The sequence below is a fragment of the Azospirillum sp. TSH58 genome (assembly GCF_003119115.1).
In the GTDB taxonomy this organism is placed as follows: Bacteria; Pseudomonadota; Alphaproteobacteria; order Azospirillales; family Azospirillaceae; genus Azospirillum.
On sequence record NZ_CP022363.1, the window covers coordinates 87880 to 113368 of the forward strand.

Annotated in this window: 21 protein-coding genes; 20 read left to right on the forward strand and 1 reads right to left on the reverse strand. The window is 68.0% G+C overall.

Features of this window, described 5'->3' with window-relative positions; all coding sequences use genetic code 11:
* Nucleotides 1-8: 8 nt before the first annotated feature.
* From TSH58p_RS00415 to TSH58p_RS00505, 18 genes are all read left to right on the forward strand, one after another.
* Nucleotides 9-896: an ABC transporter ATP-binding protein gene (locus TSH58p_RS00415; RefSeq protein ID WP_247874323.1), complete on the forward strand. Its 888-nt coding sequence runs from the start codon at nt 9-11 to the stop codon at nt 894-896.
* Entirely contained in the window at nt 896-2827 is a 1932-nt protein-coding gene (locus TSH58p_RS00420) for a long-chain fatty acid--CoA ligase (protein WP_109469027.1), read from the forward strand. Before TSH58p_RS00415 ends, TSH58p_RS00420 begins: the two co-directional genes overlap by 1 nt.
* Before the next feature lie 169 nt (nt 2828-2996).
* On the forward strand, nt 2997-3884 hold the full coding sequence (locus TSH58p_RS00430; RefSeq protein ID WP_109469028.1) for a branched-chain amino acid ABC transporter permease: 888 nt from the start codon (nt 2997-2999) through the stop codon (nt 3882-3884).
* 15 nt (nt 3885-3899) lie between these two features.
* Nucleotides 3900-4973: a branched-chain amino acid ABC transporter permease gene (locus TSH58p_RS00435; protein WP_109469029.1), complete on the forward strand. Its 1074-nt coding sequence runs from the start codon at nt 3900-3902 to the stop codon at nt 4971-4973.
* Between the two features lie 72 nt (nt 4974-5045).
* Nucleotides 5046-6329 carry an ABC transporter substrate-binding protein gene (locus tag TSH58p_RS00440; protein WP_109469030.1) on the forward strand — a complete coding sequence of 428 codons (1284 nt, stop codon included), beginning with the start codon at nt 5046-5048 and terminating at the stop codon, nt 6327-6329.
* A gap of 79 nt (nt 6330-6408) precedes the next feature.
* On the forward strand, nt 6409-7269 hold the full coding sequence (locus TSH58p_RS00445; RefSeq protein WP_109469031.1) for an ABC transporter ATP-binding protein: 861 nt from the start codon (nt 6409-6411) through the stop codon (nt 7267-7269).
* A gap of 204 nt (nt 7270-7473) precedes the next feature.
* On the forward strand, nt 7474-8703 hold the full coding sequence (locus TSH58p_RS00450) for a phenylacetate--CoA ligase family protein (protein WP_109469032.1): 1230 nt from the start codon (nt 7474-7476) through the stop codon (nt 8701-8703).
* Between the two features lie 60 nt (nt 8704-8763).
* Entirely contained in the window at nt 8764-10257 is a 1494-nt protein-coding gene (locus tag TSH58p_RS00455) for an aldehyde dehydrogenase family protein (protein ID WP_109469033.1), read from the forward strand.
* 140 nt (nt 10258-10397) lie between these two features.
* Nucleotides 10398-11570, forward strand: a complete 1173-nt coding sequence (locus tag TSH58p_RS00460; protein ID WP_014241705.1) for an isovaleryl-CoA dehydrogenase — start codon at nt 10398-10400, stop codon at nt 11568-11570.
* A 50-nt stretch (nt 11571-11620) separates the two neighbouring features.
* Nucleotides 11621-12802 (forward strand): acetyl-CoA C-acyltransferase, encoded by a 1182-nt coding sequence (locus TSH58p_RS00465; protein WP_109469034.1) that lies wholly within the window; start codon nt 11621-11623, stop codon nt 12800-12802.
* Between the two features lie 136 nt (nt 12803-12938).
* Nucleotides 12939-14072 carry an acyl-CoA dehydrogenase family protein gene (locus TSH58p_RS00470; protein ID WP_109469035.1) on the forward strand — a complete coding sequence of 378 codons (1134 nt, stop codon included), beginning with the start codon at nt 12939-12941 and terminating at the stop codon, nt 14070-14072.
* Nucleotides 14073-14100: 28 nt separating this feature from the next.
* Nucleotides 14101-15708: a carboxyl transferase domain-containing protein gene (locus TSH58p_RS00475; RefSeq protein ID WP_109469036.1), complete on the forward strand. Its 1608-nt coding sequence runs from the start codon at nt 14101-14103 to the stop codon at nt 15706-15708.
* Between the two features lie 17 nt (nt 15709-15725).
* A complete protein-coding gene (locus TSH58p_RS00480) occupies nt 15726-16508 on the forward strand; it encodes an enoyl-CoA hydratase/isomerase family protein (protein ID WP_109469037.1) in 783 nt (260 codons plus the stop codon).
* A 20-nt stretch (nt 16509-16528) separates the two neighbouring features.
* Nucleotides 16529-18532 (forward strand): acetyl/propionyl/methylcrotonyl-CoA carboxylase subunit alpha, encoded by a 2004-nt coding sequence (locus tag TSH58p_RS00485; RefSeq protein ID WP_109469102.1) that lies wholly within the window; start codon nt 16529-16531, stop codon nt 18530-18532.
* Nucleotides 18533-18534: 2 nt separating this feature from the next.
* Nucleotides 18535-19434, forward strand: coding sequence for a hydroxymethylglutaryl-CoA lyase (locus TSH58p_RS00490; RefSeq protein WP_109469038.1), 900 nt, complete (start codon nt 18535-18537; stop codon nt 19432-19434).
* 31 nt (nt 19435-19465) lie between these two features.
* Nucleotides 19466-20293, forward strand: a complete 828-nt coding sequence (locus TSH58p_RS00495) for a universal stress protein (protein ID WP_109469039.1) — start codon at nt 19466-19468, stop codon at nt 20291-20293.
* Nucleotides 20294-20358: 65 nt separating this feature from the next.
* Complete coding sequence (locus TSH58p_RS00500; RefSeq protein ID WP_109469103.1) at nt 20359-22008, forward strand: electron transfer flavoprotein-ubiquinone oxidoreductase; 1650 nt, start codon at nt 20359-20361, stop codon at nt 22006-22008.
* Between the two features lie 224 nt (nt 22009-22232).
* Nucleotides 22233-22994: an SDR family NAD(P)-dependent oxidoreductase gene (locus TSH58p_RS00505; protein WP_109072748.1), complete on the forward strand. Its 762-nt coding sequence runs from the start codon at nt 22233-22235 to the stop codon at nt 22992-22994.
* A gap of 92 nt (nt 22995-23086) precedes the next feature.
* Here TSH58p_RS00505 and TSH58p_RS00510 read toward each other — a convergent pair whose 3' ends face one another.
* Entirely contained in the window at nt 23087-23494 is a 408-nt protein-coding gene (locus TSH58p_RS00510; RefSeq protein WP_109072749.1) for a PRC-barrel domain-containing protein, read from the reverse strand.
* 101 nt (nt 23495-23595) lie between these two features.
* Here TSH58p_RS00510 and TSH58p_RS00515 point away from each other — a divergent pair, with 101 nt between their 5' ends.
* Together TSH58p_RS00515 and TSH58p_RS00520 are read left to right on the forward strand one after the other, a co-directional pair.
* Nucleotides 23596-24519, forward strand: coding sequence for an alpha/beta hydrolase (locus tag TSH58p_RS00515; protein WP_109072750.1), 924 nt, complete (start codon nt 23596-23598; stop codon nt 24517-24519).
* A 136-nt stretch (nt 24520-24655) separates the two neighbouring features.
* Nucleotides 24656-25297 carry a class I SAM-dependent methyltransferase gene (locus TSH58p_RS00520; RefSeq protein WP_371732414.1) on the forward strand — a complete coding sequence of 214 codons (642 nt, stop codon included), beginning with the start codon at nt 24656-24658 and terminating at the stop codon, nt 25295-25297.
* Nucleotides 25298-25489 lie beyond the last annotated feature (192 nt).

A 25489-nucleotide genomic window follows, 5' to 3' on the forward strand; every position in this document is an offset into this window, starting at 1 on the left:
AGGAGGAAATGTCAGGCGCGCCCGTCGCATCGCCACGCGGTTACGCCCATCCGGCCGACGCCACCCGCGCGGCCTCCCCATCGGACACCATCTTCGAAGCCCGGGGCGTGTCCTTGCGCTTTGGCGGCGTGCAGGCGCTGACCGACGTCGGTTTCAGCATCCGCAAGGGGGAGCTGTTCTCCATCATCGGCCCGAACGGTGCGGGCAAGACCTCCATGGTCAACTGCATCTCCGGCCGCTACCGGCCCACCGACGGAAAGGTCTATTTCAAGGGCCAGGACATCACGGGCATGACGCCCAACCACCGCGCCGCGCTCGGCATCGGGCGCACCTTCCAGAATCTGGCGCTGTTCGGCCACATGACGGTGCTCGACAACATCATGGTCGGGCGGCATCACCTGCTGAAGAACAACTTCTTCACCGGCTCGCTCTACTGGCTGACCGGCGCCCGCAAGGAGGAGCTGGCCCACCGCCGCGAGGTCGAGGAGATCATCGACTTCCTGGAAATCCAGCATGTCCGCAAGGCCACCGCCGGCACGCTGTCCTACGGCCTGCGCAAGCGGGTGGAGTTGGCCCGCGCCATCGCGCTGAAGCCCGACCTGATCCTCCTGGACGAGCCCATGGCGGGCATGAACCTGGAGGAGAAGGAGGACATGGCCCGCTACATCGTCGACCTGAACGAGGAGTTCGGCATGACGGTGGTGATGATCGAGCACGACATGGGCGTCGTGATGGACATCTCCCACCGCGTGATCGTCCTGGAGTTCGGCAAGAAGATCGCCGAGGGCACGCCCGAGGAGGTTCTGGCCGACCCGCGCGTCAAGCGCGCCTATCTCGGCGAGGACGACGAGGAGGACGAGGCCGTGGCCCCGCCGCCCAAGCAGGAGGTCGCGTGATGTCTATTCCCGACATTAAGACCCACGACACGCTGCCGAAGCTGCTGACCCTGCACGCCCGCGAGCATGGCGGCGACGTCGCCATGCGCGAGAAGGACTTCGGCATCTGGCGCGAGTTCACCTGGGCGGACATGCACGCCCGCGTGCGCGCCTTCACGCTCGGCCTCATCAAGCTTGGCGTGGAGCGCGGCCATGTGGTGGCCCTGCTCGGCGACAACCGGCCCGACTGGGTGATGGGCGAGATCGCCGCCCACGCCATGGGCGCCATGAGCCTGGGCATCTACCGCGACGCCATGGACGAGGAGGTCGCCTACCTCATCACCTACGCCGACGTGCATGTCATCTTCGCGGAGGACGAGGAGCAGGTCGACAAGCTGCTGAACCTGGGCGAGCGCCTGCCGACGCTGAAGCACATCATCTATTCCGACCCCCGCGGCATGCGCAAATACAGCGACCCGCGCCTGATGGAGGCGTCGGATCTGGTCAAGCTGGGCAACGCGCTGCACGCCGAGAAGCCGAACCTCTACGAGGAGCTGGTCGGCGCGACGAAGGGCGACGACGTGGCGGTGCTCTGCACCACGTCGGGCACCACCTCGAACCCGAAGCTGGCGATGCTGCCGGCGGGGCGGCTGATCCGCCACGTCGCCAGCTATCTGTCGGTGGACCCCAAGGGGCCGGCGGACGAGTATGTGTCGGTGCTGCCGCTGTCCTGGATCATGGAGCAGATCTACGCCGTCGGCATGGGCATGGTGTCGCGGATGCGCGTGAACTTCGTCGAGGAAGCCGAGACGATGATGAACGACTTCCGCGAGATCGGGCCGAGCTTCGTGCTGTTCGCCCCCCGTCTGTGGGAGCAGATCGCCGCCGACGTGCGCGCCCGCATGATGGACGCCTCGCCCTTCAAGCAGAAGATGTACGACTACGGCATGAAGCTGGGACTGGAGGCGCTCGCCAACGGAACCCGCTCCGCGGTCGCCGACCGCATTCTCTTCGCAGCGCTGCGAGACCGCCTGGGCTTCACCAACCTGAAGTCGGCGGCGACCGGCGGTGCGGCGCTCGGCCCCGACACCTTCAAGTTCTTCCAGGCGCTGGGCGTGCCGCTGCGCCAGATCTACGGCCAGACCGAGACGATGGGCGCCTACACGGTGCACCGCTCGAACGACGTGGATTTCGACACGGTGGGCGTGCCCTTCGACGACGGCGTCAAGGTCAAGGTGATCGAGCCCGACCAGAACGGCATCGGCGAGATCGTGGTCAGCCACCCCAACATGTTCGCCGGCTACTACCGCAACGAGGCCTCGACCACGGCCGATCTGCGCGACGGCTGGATGCACACGGGCGACGCCGGCTTCTTCGACAAGAAGGGCCATCTGGTCATCATCGACCGCATCAAGGACATCGCCACCACCAGCAACAACGACCGCTTCAGCCCGCAATACATCGAGAACAAGCTGAAGTTCAGCCCCTACGTGGCCGAGGCGGTGATCCTGGGCAACAAGCGGCCCTACCTGTCGGCGATCATCTGCATCCGTTTCCCCATCGTGTCGAAGTGGGCGGAGAAGAACCGCATCACCTTCACCACCTACTCCGATCTGGCGTCCAAGCCGGAGGTCTACGAGCTGCTGCGCCAGGAGGTGGAGCGGGTGAACGCGACGCTGCCGGAGTTTCAGCGCATCACCAAGTTCCTGCTGCTCTACAAGGAACTGGACGCCGACGACGGCGAGCTGACCCGCACCCGCAAGGTGCGGCGCGGCGTGATCGCCGAGAAGTACGGCGAGATCATCGACTCCATCTACGCGGGCCAGCCGGCCATCGACGTGGACACCACCATCACCTTCCAGGACGGCACCAAGCAGCGCATCCGCACGGTGCTGAAGGTGGTCGACCTGCTGCCCGCCCCGGCCAAGAAGCCGGCGCAGGCCGCGGCATGAGGGGAATGAGGATGACGCACATCAATCCCCCTCTTCCCCCCGGGGAGAGGGTAGGGGTGAGGGGGACCGGCGTTTGCCGAACCTTTCATCCCGCGACGCGCCCCCTCACCCTAACCCTCTCCCCGGGGGGGAGAGGGGATAAGAATTGTGGTTTTGGGGAGGCCACGCCATGACCTTGCTCTTCCAGCTTCTCGTCAACGGACTGATCGTCGGCGCGCTGTACGGCGTCGTGGCGATGTCCTTCGTGCTGATCTACAAGGCCAGCCGCATCGTGAACTTCGCCCAGGGCGAGTTCCTGCTGATCGGCGCCTGGACCTGCTGGTGGCTGCTGACCTCCTGGCAGTTGCCCTTCTGGATCGGATTCCCGATCACGCTGGCCTTCATGATGGTCTTCGGCATCGTGCTTCAGGTCGTCGTGCTGCGGCCGATGATCGGGGAGCCGATCATCTCCGTCATCATGGTCACCATCGGCCTGTCGATCTTCTTCCAGGCCCTGATGAAGTGGATGTTCGGTGTCTTCGCCAAGCCGTTCCCGACCATCTTCGCCAGCCCGACCGTGAACATCTTCGGGCTCGACGTGCAGACCGTCTATGTGATGAGCCTCGTCATCTCGATCCTGATCATGGCGGGCTTCGGCTGGTTCTTCAAATACTCGCGGATGGGGCTGGCGATGCGGGCGACCGCCTTCGACCAGCAGGTGGCGCAGTCGCTGGGCATCTCCGTCCGCCACATGTTCGCGATGAGCTGGGCCATCTCCGCCATGGTGTCGGCGGTGGCCGGCGTCACGGTCGGCGTCGTCAACGGCGTGTCCTCCGCGCTCTCCTTCTTCGGCATCAAGGTCTTCCCGGCGGTCATCCTCGGCGGGCTGGACAGCGTGGCCGGGGCGGTGCTGGGCGGCCTGATCGTCGGCGTGCTGGAGAATCTCGCTCACTATCTGGACAGCCAGTGGCTGAACTGGGGCAACATGTACGAGATCGCCCCCTTCTACGTCCTGATCGTCATCCTGATGATCAAGCCATACGGCCTCTTCGGCACCAAGGACATCGAGCGCGTGTAAGGAGCGGCCGCAACCATGGCGAACATCAGTCTCATCCCCTGCGGCGACTTCAAGACCCGGTACGCCGCCGACACGACCATCTTCCCGACCAAGACCAGCCGCAACTTCGCGATCCTGGGCGTGGCGCTGCTGCTGCTCTGCCCGGCCTTCATGGACCGCTACTGGCTGAACCTGTGCATCCAGATCGGCTATCTCGGCATCGCGGCGCTGGGGCTGAACATCCTGGTCGGCTTCACCGGCCAGATCTCCATCGGGCACGCCGCCTTCTTCGGCTTCGGCGCCTTCTCGTCGGCGTGGCTGTCGAACAGCTTCGGCATCCCGGTGGCGCTCGCCATCCCGCTGGCCGGCGTGATGACCACCGCGGTCGGCATGCTGTTCGGCATCCCGGCGGCGCGGCTGAAGGGCCTGTACCTCGCCATCGCCACGCTGGCGGCGCAGTACATCCTCCAGGACTTCTTCTCGCGCGCCGACTGGTTCACCGGCGGCACCGCCGGGACGATCGCGGAGCCCTTCACCCTGTTCGGCTACGCCTTCGACACCGACGAGAGCTTCTTCTACGTCGTGCTGGTCTATGTGGTCGTCATGTACATCCTGGCGACCAACCTGATGCGGTCGCGCGACGGGCGGGCGCTGGTGGCGGTGCGTGACCATTATCTCTCCGCGGAGATCATGGGCATCAACCTGACCAAGTACCGCACGATGTCCTTCGGCATCTCGTCCTTCTACGCCGGCATCGGCGGCGCGCTCTACGCCCACTATCTGCAGTTCGTGTCGGTGGAGGGCTTCACGATCCTCTTCTCGATCCAGTTCCTCGGCATGATCATCATCGGGGGCCTGGGCTCGATCATGGGGTCGCTGATGGGCACCGCCTTCATGGTGCTTCTGCCGGAGGTGATGCAGGCCATCACCACGGCGCTGTCCGGCACCGCCATCGACGCCGCGCTGAACCTGAGGGAGGCCATCGCCTTCCTGCGCGAAATGGCCATCGGTCTGGTCATCATCCTGTTCCTGGTCTTCGAGCCGGACGGGCTGGCCCACCGCTGGAAGCAGATCAAGGCCTACTGGAAGCTCTACCCGTTCTCGCACTAGGGCCCTCTTCGCCCTGGCACGCCTCTCGCACATCGGCTTCTGAAAAACATAACGACTGGGAGAAAACGCACCATGACCATGAAGACCGTCCTGCTGGCGTCCGCCGCCGTCGTCCTGCTCGGCACCGGGGCCGCCAACGCCCAGAAGATCCCTGTCGGCCATCTCGCCGACCAGTCCGGCGCCACGTCGGACGTGGGCGTGCCCTTCGGCCAGGGCGTGGCCGACGCGCTCGCCTACATCAACAAGAACGGCGGCGTCGCGGGCACGACGATGGACGTCGAGACGGTGGACTACGGCTATCAGGCGCCGCGCGCCATCAGCCAGTACAAGAAGTGGTCGTCGGGCAGCGGCAAGGTCGCGGCCATCCAGGGCTGGGGCACCGCCGACACCGAGGCGCTGACCGGCTTCGTCGGCAAGGACGAGATCCCCTACTACTCCGGTTCCTACTCCGGTCACCTGACCGACCCGACCGGCAAGGGCCCGCACGGCTCCAAGCCGGCCCCGTACAACTTCTTCTACGGCCCGTCCTACTCCGACGGCCTGCGCGCCATGCTGATGTGGGCGGCCGACGACTGGAAGAAGAAGGGCGGCTCGGGCAAACCCAAATACGTCCACATGGGCGCCAACCACCCCTACCCGAACGCCCCGAAGGAAGCCGGTGAGCAGCTCGCCAAGGAGCTGGGCTTCGACGTGCTGCCGGCAGTCCAGTTCGCTCTGACGCCGGGCGACTACACCGCCCAGTGCCTGACGCTGAAGGAGGCCGGCGCCAACTACGCCTATCTCGGCAACACGGCGGGCTCGAACATCTCCGTCCTGAAGGCCTGCCAGACGGTCGGCGCCCAGGTGCAGTTCATGGGCAACGTCTGGGGCATGGACGAGAACGCCGCCAAGGCCGCCGGCTCGGCCGCCAACGGCGTGATCTTCCCGGTGCGCACCGCGGCGATCTGGGGCGGCGACGCGCCGGGCATGAAGATCGTCAAGGAGATCTCCAAGGTCTCCGACGCCGCCGGCACCGCCTACCGTCCGGTGCACTACGTGTCGGGCATCTGCTCCGCCTTCTACATGAAGGAAGCCATGGACTGGGCGAAGCAGAACGGCGGCGTGACCGGCCCGAACATCCGCAAGGGCATGTACCAGAAGAAGGATTGGGTGCCGGCGGGCCTTGAGGGCGTCTGTGTGCCGTCGACCTGGACCGAGACCGACCACCGCGGCATGGACAAGGTCAACCTGTACCGCGCCAACGTGACCGGCGAGACCGGCGGCTCGGTGGACGAGTTGGTGAAGGCCGGCACGATCAAGCTGGAGAAGATCGCCACCGTCGACGTCCCGCGCAAGCCGGAGTGGCTGGGCTGGTAAGCCGGACCGCCCCCGTCGCCACCGTGAAAGGGCGGCGACGGGGGCACCCGTCCCGTCTCACTGCATCAGGTGCCGCATCATGAACGCCGCCACCGCGACCGCCGCGGTCACTCCCGCCAGCGCTCCGGCGCCGGTTCCCGGCACGGCCAAGGCGCCGCTGCTGTCCGTCAACAACATCGAGGTCGTCTACAACGACGTCATCCTGGTGCTCCGCGGCCTCAGCCTGGAGGTGCCGGAGGGGGAGATCGTCGCCCTGCTGGGCGCCAACGGCGCCGGCAAATCGACGACCCTCAAAGCCATCTCGGGTCTGCTCAAGACCGAGGACGGCGAGGTCACGCGCGGCGACATCTCCTTCGCGGGCGAGCGCATCAACGGCATCGACCCCGACAAGATCGTCCGGCGCGGCATCTTCCAGGTGATGGAGGGCCGCCGCATCATCGGCGACATGACCTGCCAGGAGAATCTGCGCCTCGGCGCCTTCACCCGCCGCGACGGCGGCGTGAAGGACGACATCGAGATGGTCTATCACTATTTCCCCCGCCTGAAGGAGCGCACCGGTCTGGCCGGCTACCTGTCGGGCGGCGAGCAGCAGATGCTGGCCATCGGGCGCGCGATGATGGCGCGGCCGAAGCTGATCCTGATGGACGAGCCGTCCATGGGCCTGTCGCCGCTGATGGTGAAGGAGGTCTTCAGCATCATCCGGCAGATCAACAAGGACCTGGGCGTCACCATCCTGCTGGTCGAGCAGAACGCCCGCATGGCGCTCCAGGCCGCGACGCGCGGCTACATCATGGAGAACGGCAAGGTCGTCCTGGACGGCACCGCCGAGGAGCTGCGCAACAACGAGGACGTGAAGGAATTCTACCTCGGCGGCGGCAACGAAGAGCGCAAGAGCTTCAAGAATCTCAAGAGCTTCAAGCGCCGGAAGCGCTGGATTTGACGTGAGAGGAGTGGTTGTTGCGGGCCCCCCTCCCAACCTCCCCCCGCTCTCGGCGGACCGAAGGTCCGCCTGCCGCGTCAGCGCAAACCTTCGGGTTGCGCGAGAGCTGCGCAGAGGGAGGAGTTGAGCCCTCCCCTGCGAAGCGGGGGAGGGTTGGGTGGGGGCCCACCACGACACCTCAAGAAAAACAGCCGGGAGGCATCGGTGTCCGACACTTACGATCAACTCGAAACCCGCTCCCCCGACCGGCGCGAGGCGGAGCTGTTCGCGGCGCTGCCGGCGCAGATCGCCCACGCCAAGGCGAACGCGCCCTATTTCACCCGCCTGCTGGCCGATGTGGACCCCGCCGCCGTCCGTGACCGGGCGTCGCTCGCCACCCTTCCGGTCACCCGCAAGTCGGACCTGATCGCGCTGCAGAAGGAGGCGCCGCCCTTCGGCGGGATGACCACCGTCGCCATCGGGCGGCTGGCCCGCGTCTTCGCCTCGCCCGGCCCGATCCATGATCCGGAGGCCCACGGCACGGACCCCTGGCGCACCGCGCGGGCGCTTTACGCCTCGGGCATCCGCGGCGGCGACCTCGTCCAGAACTGCTTCGCCTACCACCTGACCCCCGCCGGCTCGATGTTCGAGACGGGGGCGCACGCGCTGGGCTGCGCGGTCATCCCCGCCGGCGTCGGCAACACGGAGATGCAGGCCCAGGTGGCCGCGCATCTGAAGCCACGGGCCTACATCGGCACCCCCGACTTCCTGAAGATCATCCTGGAGAAGGGCGACGAGCTGGGGCTGGACCTCTCCTCCATCGCGATCGGCCATCTGACCGGCGGTCCCTTCCTGCCCGACGCCCGCGCCTATTACGAGGGGCGCGGCATCGCCGCCTACCAGAGCTACGGCACCGCCGATCTCGGCCTCGTCGCCTACGAGACGACGGCCCGCGCCGGGCTGGTGGTGGAGGAGGGGGTGATCGTCGAGATCGTCCGCCCGGGCACCGGCGATCCCGTGCCGGAGGGCGAGGTGGGGGAGGTGGTCGTCACCACCTTCAACCAGGCCTATCCGCTGGTCCGCTTCGCCACCGGCGACCTCTCCGCCGTGCTGCCGGGCGAGAGCCCCTGCGGACGCACCAACATGCGGCTGAAGGGCTGGATGGGCCGCGCCGACCAGACCACCAAGGTCAAGGGCATGTTCGTCCACCCGCAGCAGATCGCCGAGGTGGTGCGTCGCCACCCGCAGATCGGCAAGGCCCGCCTCGTCGTCGGGCGGGAGGACGCCAACGACACCATGACCCTGCGCTGCGAGTCGCCCGAGTCCGGCGAGGCTTTGGCGGCTTCGGTGCGTGAAACTCTGGCCGCCGTCACCAAATTGAAGGGTGTCGTGGAGTTCGCGGCCCCCGGCAGCCTGCCCAACGACGGCAAGGTCATCGAAGACGCCCGCGTCTGAGAACCGCTGATAACCGAAAACAACGATAACCGACCCGATACACACGAGGACCTTTTCGACATGAGCGTCAGCACCGACCTCCAGCTCGACCCCTTCGCGCTCGCCAGGGAGCTGTCGGGCAAGCATTTCTTCGGCGGGGAGTTCCGCCCGGCCTCCTCCGGCAAGGGCTTCCCCGTCGTGAACCCGGCGACCGGCGAGACGGTGGCCGAGGCCGCCTTCGGCGAGGCGGCGGATGTCGACGCCGCGGTGGCCGCCGCGGTGGCCGCGCAGAAGGAATGGGCCAAGCGCCCGGTGCGGGAGCGCGGCAAGCTGGTCGCCGAATGCGGGCGCGTGCTCGACGCCCACAAGGAGGAAATCGCCAAGCTGATCGCGCTGGAGACCGGCAAGGCGCTGCGCACCGAGTCGCGCGTCGAGGCGGGCGTGCTGTCCGACGCCTTCGTCTTCTTCGGCGGTCTGGCGCCGGAGCTGAAGGGCGAGACGGTCCCCTTCAATCCGTCCATGCTGACCATGACGGTGCGCGAGCCGGTGGGCGTGGTCGGGGCGATCATCCCGTGGAACGTGCCGCTCCTGCTGATGGCGCTGAAGATCGCCCCGGCGATGGTGGCGGGCAACGCCGTGGTGGTGAAGTCGGCGGAGGAGGCTCCGCTCGCTGTGCTGCGCGTCGTGCAGCTCATCAACACGGTGATTCCGGCGGGGGTGGTGAACATCCTCTCGGGCTACGGTCCGGAGTGCGGTGCCCCGCTGGTGGCCCACAAGGACGTGAAGAAGGTGACCTTCACCGGCTCCGTCGAGACCGGCAAGATCGTCTACAAGACCGCTGCCGAGAAGCTGATTCCGGTGACGCTGGAGCTGGGTGGCAAGAGCCCGATGATCGTCTGCGGCGACGCCGACCTGGATCAGGCCATCGCAGGGGCCATCGCCGGCATGCGCTTCACCCGCCAGGGCCAGAGCTGCACCGCGTCGTCGCGCATCTTCGTCCATGACAGCATCCACGACGCCTTCGTGGAGAAGCTGAAGGAGAAGGTGAACGCCATGAAGATGGGCGACCCACTGGACGAGTCGACCGACATCGGCACCATCGTCTCACCGCAGCAGCTCGACCGGGTGCAGAGCTACATCGCCATCGGCAAGGAGGGCGGGGCGACGCCGCATGTCTGCTCGGCGATGCCGTCCGATCCGAAGCTGACCAAGGGCCTGTACGTGCAGCCGCACATCTTCACCGGCGTGAAGAACAGCGACCGCATCGCGCAGGAAGAGATCTTCGGCCCGGTCTGCTGCGTCATCCGCTGGACCGATTACGAAGAGGTCATCGCCCAGGCCAACGACACCGAATACGGTCTCGCCGCGACCATCTGGACCCGTGACCTGAAAGTGGCGATGGACGCGGTGCACCGGCTGGAGGCCGGATTCGTGCAGGTGAACCAAAATCTGGTCGTGCAGCCGAACCTGTCCTACGGCGGCGTGAAGTCGTCGGGGTTGGGCAAGGAAGCCTCGCTGGAAGCGATGCTGGAGCACTTCACCCACAAGAAGACGATCATCATCAACATGAAGTGAGCGGACCCTCTTGGCCCTCCTCCGGAAGGGGGATGGGCCAAGAGGCCTTGCCACGCCCATTTCCATACGCTACCGTACGGCTCCATACGTCGCCGTATGGCGGGAACGAAGAACAGACCTCCGGGGGGAGCGCCAACACCATGCTGTCGAACCAGTATCCGACCCTGAACTTCGACCTCGGCGAATCCGCGGACATGCTGCGCGACACCGTGCGCAGCTTCGCCGCCGACGAGATCGCGCCCCGCGCTGCCGAGATCGACCGCACCAACGAGTTCCCGAACGAGCTGTGGCGGAAGTTCGGCGACCTCGGCGTGCTCGGCATCACGGCGGAGGAGGAATACGGCGGCGCCGGCATGGGCTATCTGGAGCATGTCGTGGCGATGGAGGAAATCTCCCGCGCCTCGGCCTCGGTCGGCCTCAGCTACGGCGCGCACTCCAACCTCTGCGTCAACCAGATCCGCAAGAACGGCACGGCGGAGCAGAAGACCCGCTACCTGCCCAAGCTGATCTCCGGCGAGCACATCGGTGCCCTCGCCATGTCGGAGCCGAACGCCGGGTCCGACGTGGTGTCGATGAAGCTGCGCGCCGAGAAGCAGGGCGACCGCTACGTGCTGAACGGCACGAAGATGTGGATCACCAACGGGCCGGACGCCGACACGCTGGTGGTCTACGCCAAGACCGACGTCAACGCCGGCCCGCGCGGCATCACCGCCTTCCTGATCGAAAAGTCGTTCAAGGGCTTCTCCGTCGCGCAGAAGCTCGACAAGCTGGGCATGCGCGGCTCCAACACCGGCGAGCTGGTGTTCGAGGACTGCGAAGTGCCGGAGGAGAACATCCTGGGCGGCGTCGGGCGCGGCGTGAACGTGCTGATGTCCGGCCTCGACTACGAGCGCGCGGTGCTGGCCGGCGGGCCGCTCGGCATCATGCAGGCCTGCATGGACGTGGTGGTTCCCTATCTGCACGACCGCAAGCAGTTCGGCCAGCCGATCGGCGAGTTCCAGCTCATGCAGGGCAAGCTGGCCGACATGTACACGATCATGAACGCCGCCAAGGCCTACGTGTACGCCGTCGCCAAGGCCTGCGACCGCGGCGAGACGGCCCGCAAGGACGCCGCCGGGGCGATCCTCTTCGCCGCCGAGAAGGCGACCTGGATGGCGCTGGAGGCCATTCAGACTCTGGGCGGCAACGGCTACATCAACGAATACCCGACGGGCCGCCTGCTGCGCGACGCCAAGCTCTACGAGATCGGCGCCGGCACCAGCGAGATCCGCCGCATGCTGATCGGGCGCGAGCTGTTCAAGGAAACGGCCTGAGGGAAACGGCCTGAGGGAAACGGCGCAAAGCCGGAGGGAAGGGAAGAACCATGACCGATACCGTTGTGATCGCGGGCGCCGCCCGCACGCCGATGGGCGGCTTCCAGGGCGACCTGCAGGGCCTGACCGCGCCGCAGCTCGGCTCCGCCGCCATCAAGGCGGCGCTGGAGCGCGCCGGCGTCAAGCCGGAGGCGGTGGACGAGGTGTTCATGGGCAACGTCCTGCCCGCCGGGCTGGGACAGGCGCCGGCCCGTCAGGCGTCGCTCGGCGCCGGCATCCCGGAGGCCGCGGGCTGCACGACCATCTCCAAGGTCTGCGGGTCGGGCATGAAGGCGCTGATGCTCGCCACCGACCTCATCAAGGCCGGATCGGCCACGGTCATGGTGGCCGGCGGCATGGAGAGCATGTCCAACGCCCCCTATCTGCTGGACCGCGCGCGCGGCGGCTACCGCATGGGCCATGGCCGCGTGCTCGACCACATGTTCCTCGACGGGCTGGAGGACGCCTACGACCGCGGGCGCCTGATGGGCACCTTCGCGGAGGAATGCGCCACCCATTACCAGTTCACCCGCGAGGCGCAGGACAACTACGCCATCGAGAGCCTGAACCGCGCCCGCCGCGCGACCGAGGACGGCAGCTTCGTCAAGGAGATCACCCCGGTCACCGTCAAGGGCCGCAAGGGCGACACGGTGGTGGAGAAGGACGAGCAGCCGCTGAAGGCCGACCCGGCCAAGATTCCGACGCTGAAGCCCGCCTTCGCCAAGGATGGCACGGTGACGGCGGCCAACGCCTCCTCCATATCCGACGGCGCGGCGGCGCTTGTGCTGACCACGCGGTCCAACGCGGAGAAGCTCGGCCTGCCGATCCTCGCGGAGATCAAGGCCCACGCCAACCACGCCCAGGCCCCGGCCTGGTTCACCACCGCTCCGGTCGGCGCGATCAACAAGGTGCTGGAGCGCGCCGGGTGGTCGGCCAAGGACGTTGACCTCTACGAGCTGAACGAGGCCTTCGCCGTCGTCGCCATGGCGGCGATGCGCGAACTCGACATCCCGCACGACAAGATCAACGTGCATGGCGGCGCCTGCGCGCTCGGCCATCCGATCGGTGCGTCGGGCGCGCGCATCCTCGTCACGCTGCTGGCGGCGCTGGAGAAGAACGGGCTGAAGCGCGGCGTCGCCTCGCTGTGCATCGGCGGCGGCGAGGCCACGGCGGTCGCGGTGGAGCTGGTGTAAGGGGACACTTGCCCCCACCCTAACCCTCCCCCGCTCACGCAGGGGAGGGGACAAAACTCCCTCCCTTGCGAAGCGGGGGAGGGAAGGGGCCCGCGAAGCGGGAAGGGTGGGGGCTTCGGGATCGGGAGGGAAAGCAATGCGGCTGACGGAAGAGCAGCGGATGGTGCGCGACATGGCGCGGGATTTCGCGGCGGAACGGCTGGCGCCCACCGCCGCCGAGCGCGACCGCACCGGCGCCTTCCCCAAGGAGGAGCTGGCCGAGATGGGCCGGCTCGGCCTGATGGGCATGCTGGTGCCGGAGGCGTTCGACGGCGCCGGCACCGACCACATCGCCTACGCGCTCGCCATCGAGGAGATCGCGGCGGGCGACGGCGCCATCTCCACCATCATGAGCGTGCACAACTCCGTCGGCTGCATGCCGATCCTGAAGTTCGGCAGCGCCGAGCAGAAGGAGCGCTTCCTGAAGCCGATGGCCCGCGGCGAGCAGCTCGGCTGCTTCTGCCTGACCGAGCCGCAGGCGGGGTCCGACGCCGCCGCCATCAAGACCCGCGCGCGGCGCGACGGCAACCACTGGGTCCTCAACGGCACCAAGCAGTTCATCACGTCGGGCAAGAACGCCGACGTCGCCATCGTCTTCGCGGTCAGCGACCCCGACGCCGGCAAGAAGGGCATCACCGCCTTCGTCGTGCCGACCGACACCCCCGGCTTCCAGGTCGCGCGGGTGGAGGAGAAGCTCGGCCAGAGCTGTTCCGACACCTGCCAGATCGTGCTGGAGGACTGCCGCATCCCCGCCGACCTGATGCTCGGCGCGGAGGGCGGCGGCTACCGGGTGGCGCTCGCCAACCTGGAGGGCGGGCGCATCGGCATCGCCTCGCAGTCTGTGGGCATGGCGCGCTCCGCGCTCGACCACGCCACGCGCTACGCCCAGGAGCGGCAGAGCATGGGCGTGCCGATCATCCAGCATCAGGCGGTGGCCTTCCGGCTGGCCGACATGGCGACGAAGGTGGAGGCCGCGCGCCAGCTCGTCCTGCACGCGGCGAGCCTGCGCGACGCGGGCGAGCCCTGCCTGAAGGAGGCCGCCATGGCGAAGCTGTTCGCCTCGGAAATCGCCGAGCGCGTCTGCTCCGACGCCATCCAGATCCACGGCGGCTACGGCTATCTGAACGATTTCCCGGTGGAGCGCATTTATAGAGACGTGCGCGTCTGCCAGATCTATGAGGGCACGAGCGACATCCAGCGGCTGGTCATCAGCCGCGCCCTGATGCAGTAGAACAAGAAGAGACGGGAGGACGACGGCCATGACCGTCCTGAAGAGCGCCCTGAACCCGCGCTCCGCCGAGTTCCAGACGAACGCCGACGCCATGTCCGCCCTGGTCGCCGACCTGCGCGAAAAGGTGGGCGCGATCAAGCAGGGTGGCGGGGTGAAGGCCCGCGACAAGCACCTGTCCCGCGGCAAGCTGCTGCCGCGCGAGCGCATCCGCCAGCTTCTCGACGTGGGCTCGCCCTTCCTGGAGCTGTCGCAGATGGCCGCCTACGGCGTCTATGACGACGACATCCCGGCGGCGGGCATCATCACCGGCATCGGCAGCGTGGCCGGGCAGGAATGCATGGTGGTCGTCAACGACGCCACGGTGAAGGGCGGCACCTACTTCCCCCTGACCGTCAAGAAGCACCTGCGGGCGCAGGAAGTGGCGCAGCAGAACAACCTGCCCTGCATCTATCTGGTGGACAGCGGCGGCGCCAACCTGCCGAACCAGGACGAGGTGTTCCCCGACCGCGACCATTTCGGCCGCATCTTCTTCAACCAGGCCAACATGTCCGCTCAGGGCATCCCGCAGATCGCGGTGGTGATGGGAAGCTGCACGGCGGGCGGCGCCTACGTCCCGGCGATGTCGGACGAGGCGATCATCGTGCGCAACCAGGGCACCATCTTCCTCGGCGGCCCGCCGCTGGTGAAGGCGGCGACCGGCGAGGTGGTGTCGGCGGAAGACCTCGGCGGGGCGGACGTGCATTCCCGCACCTCCGGCGTGACCGACCATTACGCGATGAACGACGCCCACGCGCTCGCCATGGCGCGCAAGGTCGTGTCGAACCTGAACCGCAGCAAGCGCATCGACATGGACCTGCGCGAGCCGCAGGAGCCGGCCTACGACCCCCGCGAACTCTACGGCGTGATCCCCAGCGACCCGCGCAAGCCCTTCGACGTGCGCGAGGTCATCGCCCGCGTCGTCGACGGCTCGGTGCTGGACGAGTTCAAGCCGCTCTACGGCACGACGCTGGTCTGCGGCTTCGCCCACATCTTCGGCTACCCGGTCGGCATCATCGCCAACAACGGCATCCTCTTCAGCGAATCCGCCCTGAAGGGCGCGCATTTCGTCGAGCTGTGCTGCCAGCGCGGCATTCCGCTGGTCTTCCTCCAGAACATCACCGGCTTCATGGTCGGGCGGAAGTACGAGGCCGGCGGCATCGCCAAGGACGGCGCGAAGCTGGTCACCGCCGTCGCCTGCGCCAAGGTGCCGAAATTCACCGTCATCATCGGCGGCAGCTACGGTGCCGGCAACTACGGCATGTGCGGGCGCGCCTATTCCCCGCGCTTCCTGTGGATGTGGCCGAATTCGCGCATCTCCGTGATGGGCGGGGAGCAGGCGGCGGGCGTGCTCGCCCAGGTCCGGCGCGACGCCATGGAATCCCAGGGCAAGTCCTGGGCGCCGGAGGAGGAGGAGGCTTTCAAGGCGCCCATCCGCCAGCAGTACGAACACCAGGGCCACCCCTACTACGCCTCCGCCCGGCTGTGGGACGACGGCATCATCGATCCGGCGGACACCCGCATGGTGCTCGGCCTCGGCCTGTCGGCGTCGCTGAACGCCCCGGTCGAGAAGACCACCTTCGGCGTGTTCCGGATGTGAGCGGAGGGACGACGAGCATGAGCGACATTCTGATCGACATCGCCGCCAGCGGCGTCGCCGCCGTCACGATGAACCGGGCGGAGGTGCACAACGCCTTCAACGAGCGGGTCATCGCCGATCTGACCGACGCCGTCCTCAGCCTGGGATCGAACCCGGACGTCCGCGCCATCCTGCTGCGTGGTGCTGGCAAAAGCTTCTCCGCCGGGGCCGACCTCGGCTGGATGAAGAAGATGGCGGGCTACAGCCACGAGGAGAACGTCCAGGACGCCATGGGCCTCGCCACCATGCTGCGCACGCTGGACGAATGCCCGAAGCCGACCATCGCCGTGGTGCAGGGGCCGGCCTTCGGCGGCGGGGTGGGGCTGGTCGCCGCCTGCGATATCGCCATCGCCGCGGAAACCGCCAGCTTCGCCCTGACCGAGGTGCGGCTGGGCCTGATCCCCGCGGTCATCAGCCCCTATGTGGTGGCCGCGATGGGCGAGCGCGCCTGCCGCCGCTACTTCCTGACGGCGGAACGCTTCTCCGCCGCCGAGGCGCTGCGGCTCGGCCTGCTGCACCAGACCGTTCCGGCGACGGAGCTGGACGCCTGCGTCGAGGTGATGGTGCGCAACCTTCTGCAATGCGGCCCGGCCTCGCAGACCGCGGCGAAGGAGCTGATCCGCGCCGTGGCGCGCCGTCCGCTGGACGACGCGCTGGTCCGCGGCACGGCGGAGCGCATCGCCCGCCAGCGCGCGAGCGACGAGGGGAGGGAGGGCGTCGGCGCCTTCCTGGAGAAACGCGAACCCGCGTGGCGGAGCTGATGGCCATGTTCGAGACAGGCATGTTCGACAAGATTCTGATCGCGAACCGCGGCGAGATCGCCTGCCGCGTCATCCGCACCGCCCGTCGCATGGGCATCCGCACCGTCGCCGTGTACTCGGAAGCCGACGCCCGCGCCATGCATGTGGAGATGGCCGACGAGGCCGTTTGCATCGGCCCGGCGCCGGTCGGCGAGAGCTACCTGCGCGGCGACGTCATTCTTGAGGTCGCCCGGCGCACCGGCGCCCAGGCCGTCCATCCCGGCTACGGCTTCCTGTCGGAGAACGCCGGCTTCGCGGCGGCTTGCGCCGAGGCCGGCGTGGTCTTCATCGGCCCGCCGATCGAGGCCATCCGCGTCATGGGCTCCAAGGCGGAATCCAAGCGCGTGATGTCCCAGGCCGACGTGCCGCTGGTTCCCGGCTTCCACGGCGAGGCCCAGGACCTGGAGACGCTCAGCGCCGAGGCCGAGCGCATCGGCTATCCCGTGCTGGTCAAGGCCTCGGCGGGCGGCGGCGGCAAGGGCATGCGCGTGGTCCGCGCCGCCGGCGAATTCGCCGACGCGGTGGCCGGCGCCAAGCGCGAGGCCAAGGCCGCCTTCGGCGACGACAGCGTGCTTCTGGAGAAGTATCTGGGTCGCCCGCGCCATGTGGAGATCCAGGTCTTCTGCGACACCCACGGCAACGGCGTCTATCTGTTCGAGCGCGACTGCTCCATCCAGCGCCGCCACCAGAAGGTGATCGAGGAGGCACCGGCCCCGGCGCTGCCCGACGATCTGCGCCGCCGTATGGGCGAGGCCGCGGTGGCCGCCGCCAAGGCGGTGAACTACGTCGGCGCCGGCACGGTGGAATTCCTCTACGAGGACGGCGGTTTCTACTTCATCGAGATGAACACCCGCCTCCAGGTCGAGCATCCGGTGACCGAGAAGATCACCGGCCAGGATCTGGTGGAGTGGCAGCTGCGCGTCGCCGCCGGGGGGACGCTGCCGCTGATGCAGGACCAGCTCACCCGCCGAGGCCACGCCTTCGAGGCGCGCCTCTACGCCGAGGACCCGCAGCGCGAGTTCCTGCCGGCCATCGGCAAGCTCGTCCGCCTGCGCCCGCCCGCCGAGAACGACCATGTCCGCGTCGACACCGGCGTCCGCGAGGGCGACGAGGTCACCATGTTCTACGACCCGATGATCGCCAAGCTGATCGTCTGGGACGAGGACCGCGACGCCGCGCTGCGCCGCCTGCGCGTGGCGCTCGCCGCCTACGAGGTGGTCGGGGTGACGACCAACGTCGCCTTCCTTGGCGCCATCGCCGGGCACCCGGCCTTCCGCGCGGTGGAGATCGACACCGGCTTCATCGAGCGGCACCGCGCCGACCTGCTGCCCCCGCCGGCCCCGGTGCCGGACCGCGGGCTGGCCATCGCGGCGCTTAGCGTGCTGCTCCGCCGCAACGCGGACACCCGCAAGGCCCGTCGCGCCGCGTCGGACCCCTGGTCGCCCTGGCTGTCGGCCAGCGGCTGGCGCCTCAACGACGACAACCACCACGACCTGCGCCTGCTCGACGGCGACACGCCGCGTAGCCTGACCCTGCATTTCCGCCCCGACGGCTACGAGATCGAGGTGGAGGGCCGCCCGGCCATGCGGGCGGAGCGGGTGACGCTGGACGGCGACACGCTGACCGCCACCATCGACGCGGTGCGCACCCGCGCCACGGTGGTCTGCCAGGGTCTGGACCTGACCATCCTGTCGGATGGATCGGTGTGGCGCCTGCATTTCGACGACCCGACCGCCCGCGCGGCGGAGCAGGAGGGCGGTTCCGGCCGCCTGACCGCGCCGATGCCGGGCACCGTCGTCCGCGTCCTGGTCGAGCCGGGCCAGACGGTGGAGGCGGGCGCGCCGCTGATGCTGCTGGAGGCGATGAAGATGGAGCACACCATCAAGGCTCCCGCCGCCGGCACGGTCAGCGCCGTCAACTTCGCGGCGGGCGATCAGGTGTCCGAAGGCGTGGACCTGCTGGTCCTCGACGTGGCGGAGGGATGAGCATGCGCCTGCCCAGGAGCGTCCGCATGGTGGAGGTCGGCCCGCGCGACGGCCTCCAGAACGAGAAGCAGATCGTCCCGACGGCGGTGAAGATCGGTCTGGTCGACCGGCTGACCGAGGCCGGGCTGACCGCCATCGAGGCCGGCAGCTTCGTATCGCCCAAATGGGTCCCGCAGATGGCCGACACGCCGGACGTCTTCGCCGGCATCCGGCGCAAGGAGGGGGTGCGCTACGTCGCCCTCACCCCGAACGCCAAGGGGCTGGAGGGCGCGCTCGCCGCCCGTGCCGACGAGGTGGCGGTCTTCGCCGCCGCATCGGAGAGCTTCAGCCAAAAGAACATCAACTGCTCCATCGCCGAAAGCCTGGACCGCTTCGTCCCGGTGCTGGAGCAGGCGAAGGCCCAGGGCGTGCCGGTGCGCGGCTACGTCTCCTGCGTGCTCGGCTGCCCCTACGAGGGGGAGATCGCTCCGGCGGCGGTGGCCGCGGTGGCCGGCCAGCTGCTCGACATGGGTTGCTACGAGGTCTCGCTCGGCGACACCATCGGCACCGGCACGCCGGCCAAGGCCCAGGCGATGATCGCGGCGGTGGCGGAGCGCGTGCCGATGGAGCGCCTCGCCGTGCATTTCCACGACACCTACGGCCAGGCGCTCGCCAACATCCTGGCGACCCTGGAGATGGGCGTGGCGGTGGTGGACAGCTCCGTCGCCGGGCTGGGCGGCTGCCCCTACGCCAAGGGGGCGTCGGGCAACGTGGCGAGCGAGGACGTGCTCTACATGCTGAACGGGCTGGGCATCGAAACGGGGGTGGATATCGACAAGCTGGTGGCGGCTGGCGCTTATATCAGCGATGCCATCGGCCGACCGACCGCCTCGAAGGTCGCCCGCGCGCGGGGATGTGCGTAAAACACGGGGAAAGAGGGAAGGGAAGGGCGCCATGAGCTTCACGAACCTGCTGGTGCATGTGGACGACAGCGACCGCTGCGGGGAGCGGCTGACCGTCGCCCTGACCCTGGCGCAGAAGCATGGCGCCGCGCTGACCGGCCTGTTCGCGCAGAGCGACAGCTCCGGCGCCGGCATCGTCACGCGCAAGGCCGGCCCGGCGCTGACCCAGGCGGCGCAGCGGGCGCGGGAGCTGTTCGAGGAGAAGGCCCGCGAAGCCGGTGTGACCACGCGCTGGTGGCAGCTCAGCCACGGCGAATACGGCCATGTGATCGCCGAGACGGTGATCTGCTCGCGCTACGTCGACCTCGCCGTCTTCGGCCAGCACAACCCGGAGGACAGCCGCGTCCCGGCGGACCTGCTCGAAGAGGTGGTGCTGAACGCCGGGCGCCCGGTCCTGGTCGTGCCGCACACCGGCACCTATCCGCAACTCGCCGACCGCCCGGTGATCGCCTGGAACGGCAGCCGCGAGGCCGCCCGCGCCGTCAACGACGCGCTGCCGCTGCTGAAGCAGGCCAGTTCCGTGCTGCTGCTCGCCTTCCACACCCAGCCGCGGGCGGAGGGCGGCGGCAACGTTCCGCAGGTCGACATCCTGGAGCATCTGGCGAGCCACGGCGTGAAGGCCACGCAGGAGCGCATGACCATCGCCAGCATGACCCCCATGGACGCCGTGCTGTCGCGCGCGTCGGACCATGGCGCCGATCTTCTGGTGATGGGCGGCTTCGGCGGCTATGGCGGCTCGCTGTTCCCGCTGTTCGGGCGGGGCAGCAACACCCGCCAGATCCTGCGCCAGATGACCCTTCCCGTTCTGTTGTCGCACTGACCGACGTTGTTCGCACGAAAAGTTGTTCGCACGAAACAAGGAAAGAAGAAGAAATGGCTGACGAGATGGCTCGCGATCCGCGCGAGGTGATGGAGTACGACGTCCTTGTCGTCGGAGCCGGCCCGTCGGGCCTGAGCGCGGCCATCCGCCTGAAACAGCTCGCCGTTGATGCCGGGCAGGACCTGTCGGTCTGCGTCGTCGAGAAGGGCTCGGAGGTCGGCGCCCACCTGCTCTCCGGCGCGGTGTTCGAGCCGCACGCGCTCGACGAGCTGATCCCCGACTGGAAGGAGAAGGGCGCGCCGCTCACCACCCCGGCGCGCGAGGACCGCTTCCTCTATCTCACCGAGACCAAGGCCCTCAAGTCGCCCTTCGCCCCGCCGCAGATGCACAATCACGGCAACTACATCATCTCGCTGGGCAACCTCGCCCGCTGGATGGCCGGGCAGGCCGAGGAGCTGGGCGTGGAAATCTACCCCGGCTTCGCCGCGGCGGAGGTGCTCTACGACGACACGGGTGCTGTCAAGGGTGTCGCCACCGGCGACATGGGCATCGGCAAGGACGGCGAGAAGACCGCCAACTACACGCCGGGCATGGAGCTGCACGCCAGGCAGACCATCTTCGCCGAGGGCTGCCGCGGCTCGCTGACCAAGACCCTGTTCGAACGCTTCGACCTGCGCCGCGACGCCGATCCCCAGACCTACGGCATCGGCATCAAGGAGCTGTGGGAGGTCGCGCCGGAGAAATCCCAGCCCGGCCTGATCGTCCACACCATCGGCTGGCCGATGGACCCCAAGACCTACGGCGGCTCCTGGCTCTACCACATGGAGGGCAACCTCGTGTCGGTCGGCTTCGTGGTCGGGCTCGACTACGAGAATCCGCACCTGTCGCCCTTCGAGGAGTTCCAGCGCTACAAGACCCACCCGGCGATCCGGCCGACCTTCGAGGGCGGGCGGCGCATTGCCTACGGCGCGCGCGCGCTCAGCGAAGGCGGCTTCCAGTCGATCCCCAGGCTGACCTTCCCCGGCGGGCTGATCGTCGGCGACGCGGCGGGCTTCCTCAACGTGCCCAAGATCAAGGGCAACCACACCGCGATGAAGTCGGGCATGCTGGCGGCCGAGGCGGTGTTCGAGCTGCTCTCCGCCGAGGCTCCGGCCCGCGAGGCGACGGCCTATCCGGAGAAGCTGAAGGCCTCCTGGGTGTGGTCGGAGCTGCACGCGGTGCGCAACATCCGCCCCGGCTTCCAGAAGGGTCTGTGGGCGGGTCTGGCCAACGCGGCCTACGAGACGGCGACCAAGGGCAAGTCGCCGTGGACGCTGCACCACCGCCACGGCGACCACGAGACGCTGAAGCGGGCGTCGGAGATGCCGAAGATCGCCTATCCCAAGCCGGACGGGGTGGTGTCGTTCGACCGGCTGTCGTCGGTGTATCTGTCGAACACCAACCACGAGGAGGACCAGCCGGCGCACCTGACGCTGAAGGACGCGTCGGTGCCGATCGCGGTCAATCTGGCGCTCTACGACGCGCCGGAGACGCGCTACTGCCCGGCGGGCGTGTACGAGATCGTGCGGGCGGAGAACGGCAGCGACCCGCGCCTGCAGATCAACGCGCAGAACTGCGTGCACTGCAAGACCTGCGACATCAAGGACCCCACCCAGAACATCAACTGGGTCGTCCCGGAAGGCGGCGGCGGCCCGAACTATCCCGGCGGGATGTGACGCTCTAGCCCCCTTCCCTCCGGGGAGAGGGGGGCCCGCAGGGCCTTTCGCGCTGGCTAAAGGCCAGCGCTGACGGCGGCAGGCGGATGCCTGTGGCATCCGCTGAGAGCCGGTGAGGGGGATGTGCGGCGTGAGGCGTTCGGCATAAGCGCAATCCCCTCATCCTAACCCTCTCCCGGAGGGGAGAGGAGGGGACTTCAACAACGACATCAGGGGGAAACACGATGCAGATCAACGGTCAGGCCGCCATCGTCACCGGTGGCGCCTCCGGCATGGGGGCGGAAACCGCGCGCCATCTGGCGAAGCTCGGCGCCAAGGTGACCGTGCTCGACATGAACGAGGCGGCGGTCAAGCAGGTCGCGGAAGAGATCGGCGGGCTCGGCCTGCTGTGCGACGTGTCGAGCGCCGAGTCGGCGGAGAAGGCCGTGGCCGAGGCCCGCGCGGCCCATGGCCCGGCCCGCATCGCGGTCAACTGCGCGGGCGTCGCCCCGGCCAAGCGGATCGTCGGGCGTGACGGCCCGATGGCGCTGGACGATTTCCGCAAGGTGATCGAGGTCAACCTGATCGGCACCTTCAACATGCTGCGCCTCGCCGCCGCCGACATGGGCAAGCTCGACCCGCTGGAATCGGGCGAGCGGGGCGTGATCGTCAACACCGCCTCCGTCGCCGCCTACGAAGGGCAGATCGGGCAGGCCGCCTACGCCTCGTCGAAGGGCGGCATCGTCGCTCTCACCATCTGCGCCGCCCGCGATCTGGCGCGCAGCGGCGTGCGCGTGATGACCATCGCGCCGGGCCTGATCGGCACGCCGATGCTGCTGAACATGCCGCAGGAGGTTCAGGACAGCCTTGCCGCCACCGTCCCCTTCCCGAAGCGCTTCGGCCAGCCCTCCGAATACGCCCGCCTCGTGCAGCACATCCTGGAAAACGAGATGCTTAACGGCGAGGTGATCCGGCTGGACGGCGCCATCCGCATGGCGCCGCAGTAACGGGATTCAGCGAAAGTGCGGCATCGCTCCCTCTCCGCGCTGCACAACAGCGCGGAGAAGGGGAGGGCGCTGAACGACGATCTCCCTCCGCCTCAATCGTCCCAGATCGGCAGGGTGCCGAGTTGCGCGTTCGACAGGGCGGTCGTCAGGCTGCGTCCGTCGTCGCGCAGCTGGTCCAGCCCGACGATCACCTCCTTGTCGCCGATCCCCACGCCGTGTTCCACGTCCACCACCACGGCGACCGGTTGGCCGGAGGCGTCCATCAACACCTCCTCAACCTCCCCGATCTTCGTGCCGTCCGGCCCCAGGACGTCCATGTCGTCCAGTTGCCCGACCGTCCGCTTGAGGGACGGCACCATGACATTGTCGTCCTTCACCTCCCGATAGGCGTTGGCCGGGTTGGCGATGGCGGCGCTCTGCTGGGCGAGCGAGGGCCCGGCCGTGACCATGACAGCGGCCATGGCAAGGGTGACCGCCGTTGCGGAAAGGAGCTTTCTCATCGCGTTGCTCTCCTGCTGCTGACCGTGCAACAACATGGGGCCGCCGGCACGGTTCCATCCGATGCGCCGGTGCACACCGTCCGATTGCGCAGGAACCGCCGATGCTCCGATTCGCCACGACCGTGCTGCTGATGGCCTTGTCCGGCGTCGGCGTCCAGGCCGCGCAGGCCGGAACCGTGACGGCCGAGACCATGAAGGAAGCCCGCAGGATGGACCATTTCGATCTGCGCGCCGACCGGACGGGCCTGGATTACCGGGTCTTTCTCGTCCGCCCCGCGGAACCGCCGCCACCGGACGGCTATCCGGTCATCGTCCTGCTGGACGGCAACGCGACCGTACCGATGATGGAGACGGTCATCGGTCCGAATCCATCGGAGCCCTACGGTTCCGCGGTGATCGTCGGAATCGGGTATCCGACCGCCGAGCCGTTCGACATCCTCCGCCGCTACCGCGACCTGACCCCGCCGACCCCGCCGGAGTTCATTCCACCGTCGCGGGACGGCTCCTCCGTCATCGAAACCGGTGGGCGCGACGATTTCCTGGCCTTCCTTGAGACGCAGGTGATCCCGGCGGTCGAAGCGCGCCTGCCCATCGACCGGCGCCGCCGCACTCTGTTCGGCCATTCGCTGGGCGGCTTGTTCTCCCTCTACGTCCTCTACACCCGGGGGGACCTGTTCCAGACCTACATCGCCGCCGACCCGGCGATCTGGTGGAGCGGGCAGGCGATCCTGAAGGAGCAGGCGGCGTTCCTCGACCGGGCGGCGCGCGACGGCGTGGCGCCCGGCACGGCGCTGCTGATCGAGACGTCCGGCAAGCTGGTGGAGCGCCCGTTGCCCCCGGCGGAGGCCGAGCGGTTGAAGCGCCTGCGTTCCGGGCAGACGGGCAGGGAGGTCGCGGCCACACTCGCGGCGGTTCCGGGTTTGCGGCTGGCCTTCCATGACTTCATGGAGGAAAGCCACGGCTCCATGCTGCCGCTGGCCGTGGCCGACGCCCTGCGCTTCGCGTTCGGGCGAAATCCGGACTGATCGGGGCCGGATGCGGCCGTTGGCGATACGGGAGAACCTTTCGGAATCGACACGGCTCCCCACATGTGAGTGACCGTCCGCAAGGAGCGGGCGGCCAGATTGGGGAGCGGATTCCTTGACCGTGCAGTCGATCTTCATGCCCGAGGCCATCTACCGGTACATGCTCGACGCTTCGCTGCGCGAGACGGCCATCCAGGCGAAACTGCGCGCCGAGACGGCCCGTTTGACCGAGGCGCATTACCAGATCGCGCCGGAGGAAGGCCAGCTTCTGGCGTTCCTGGTCGAAATGATCGGCGCGCGCCGGACCCTGGACATCGGCACGTTCACCGGGTACAGCGCGCTGACCGTGGCGCAGGCACTGCCGGACGATGGCCGCGTCATCAGTTTCGACATCAACGAGCAGTGGACCTCCCAGGCCCGTGCGATCTGGTCCGAGGCCGGAGTCGCGAGCAGGATCGACCTGCGCATCGGGCCGGCGCTCGACAGCCTGGACACACTGATCGCAGACGGCGGGGACGAGTCGTTCGATTTCGCCTTCATCGACGCCGACAAGGAAAATTACGACGCCTATTACGAGCGGTGTCTGCGTCTGGTGAGGCGCGGCGGCCTGATCGTGGTGGACAACACCTTGTGGCGCGGGCGAGTCGCCGATCCCGGCGATCGCAAACACAAGACCGAGGCCATCCGCGCCTTCAACGCGGCCCGCCTGGACGACGAGAGGGTGGCCCTCTGCATGCTGCCTGTGGGCGACGGCGTGACCCTCCTGCGGCGGCGCTGAGCGCAGGACGGCGGACCGTCCGCGGCGGAGAGCATCAGCACGGTGCCGTTTGTGGGAGCTTTCAGAGGGGAATATTCTGGAAGGCGCCAACAAATCCCATAAGGATCATTATGGAAAATAAACCTGAGAAAGCCGTGACAACGTCATCCGGACGATGATCCTTATGGAGGCGTGACAAATTTTGCTCTATTT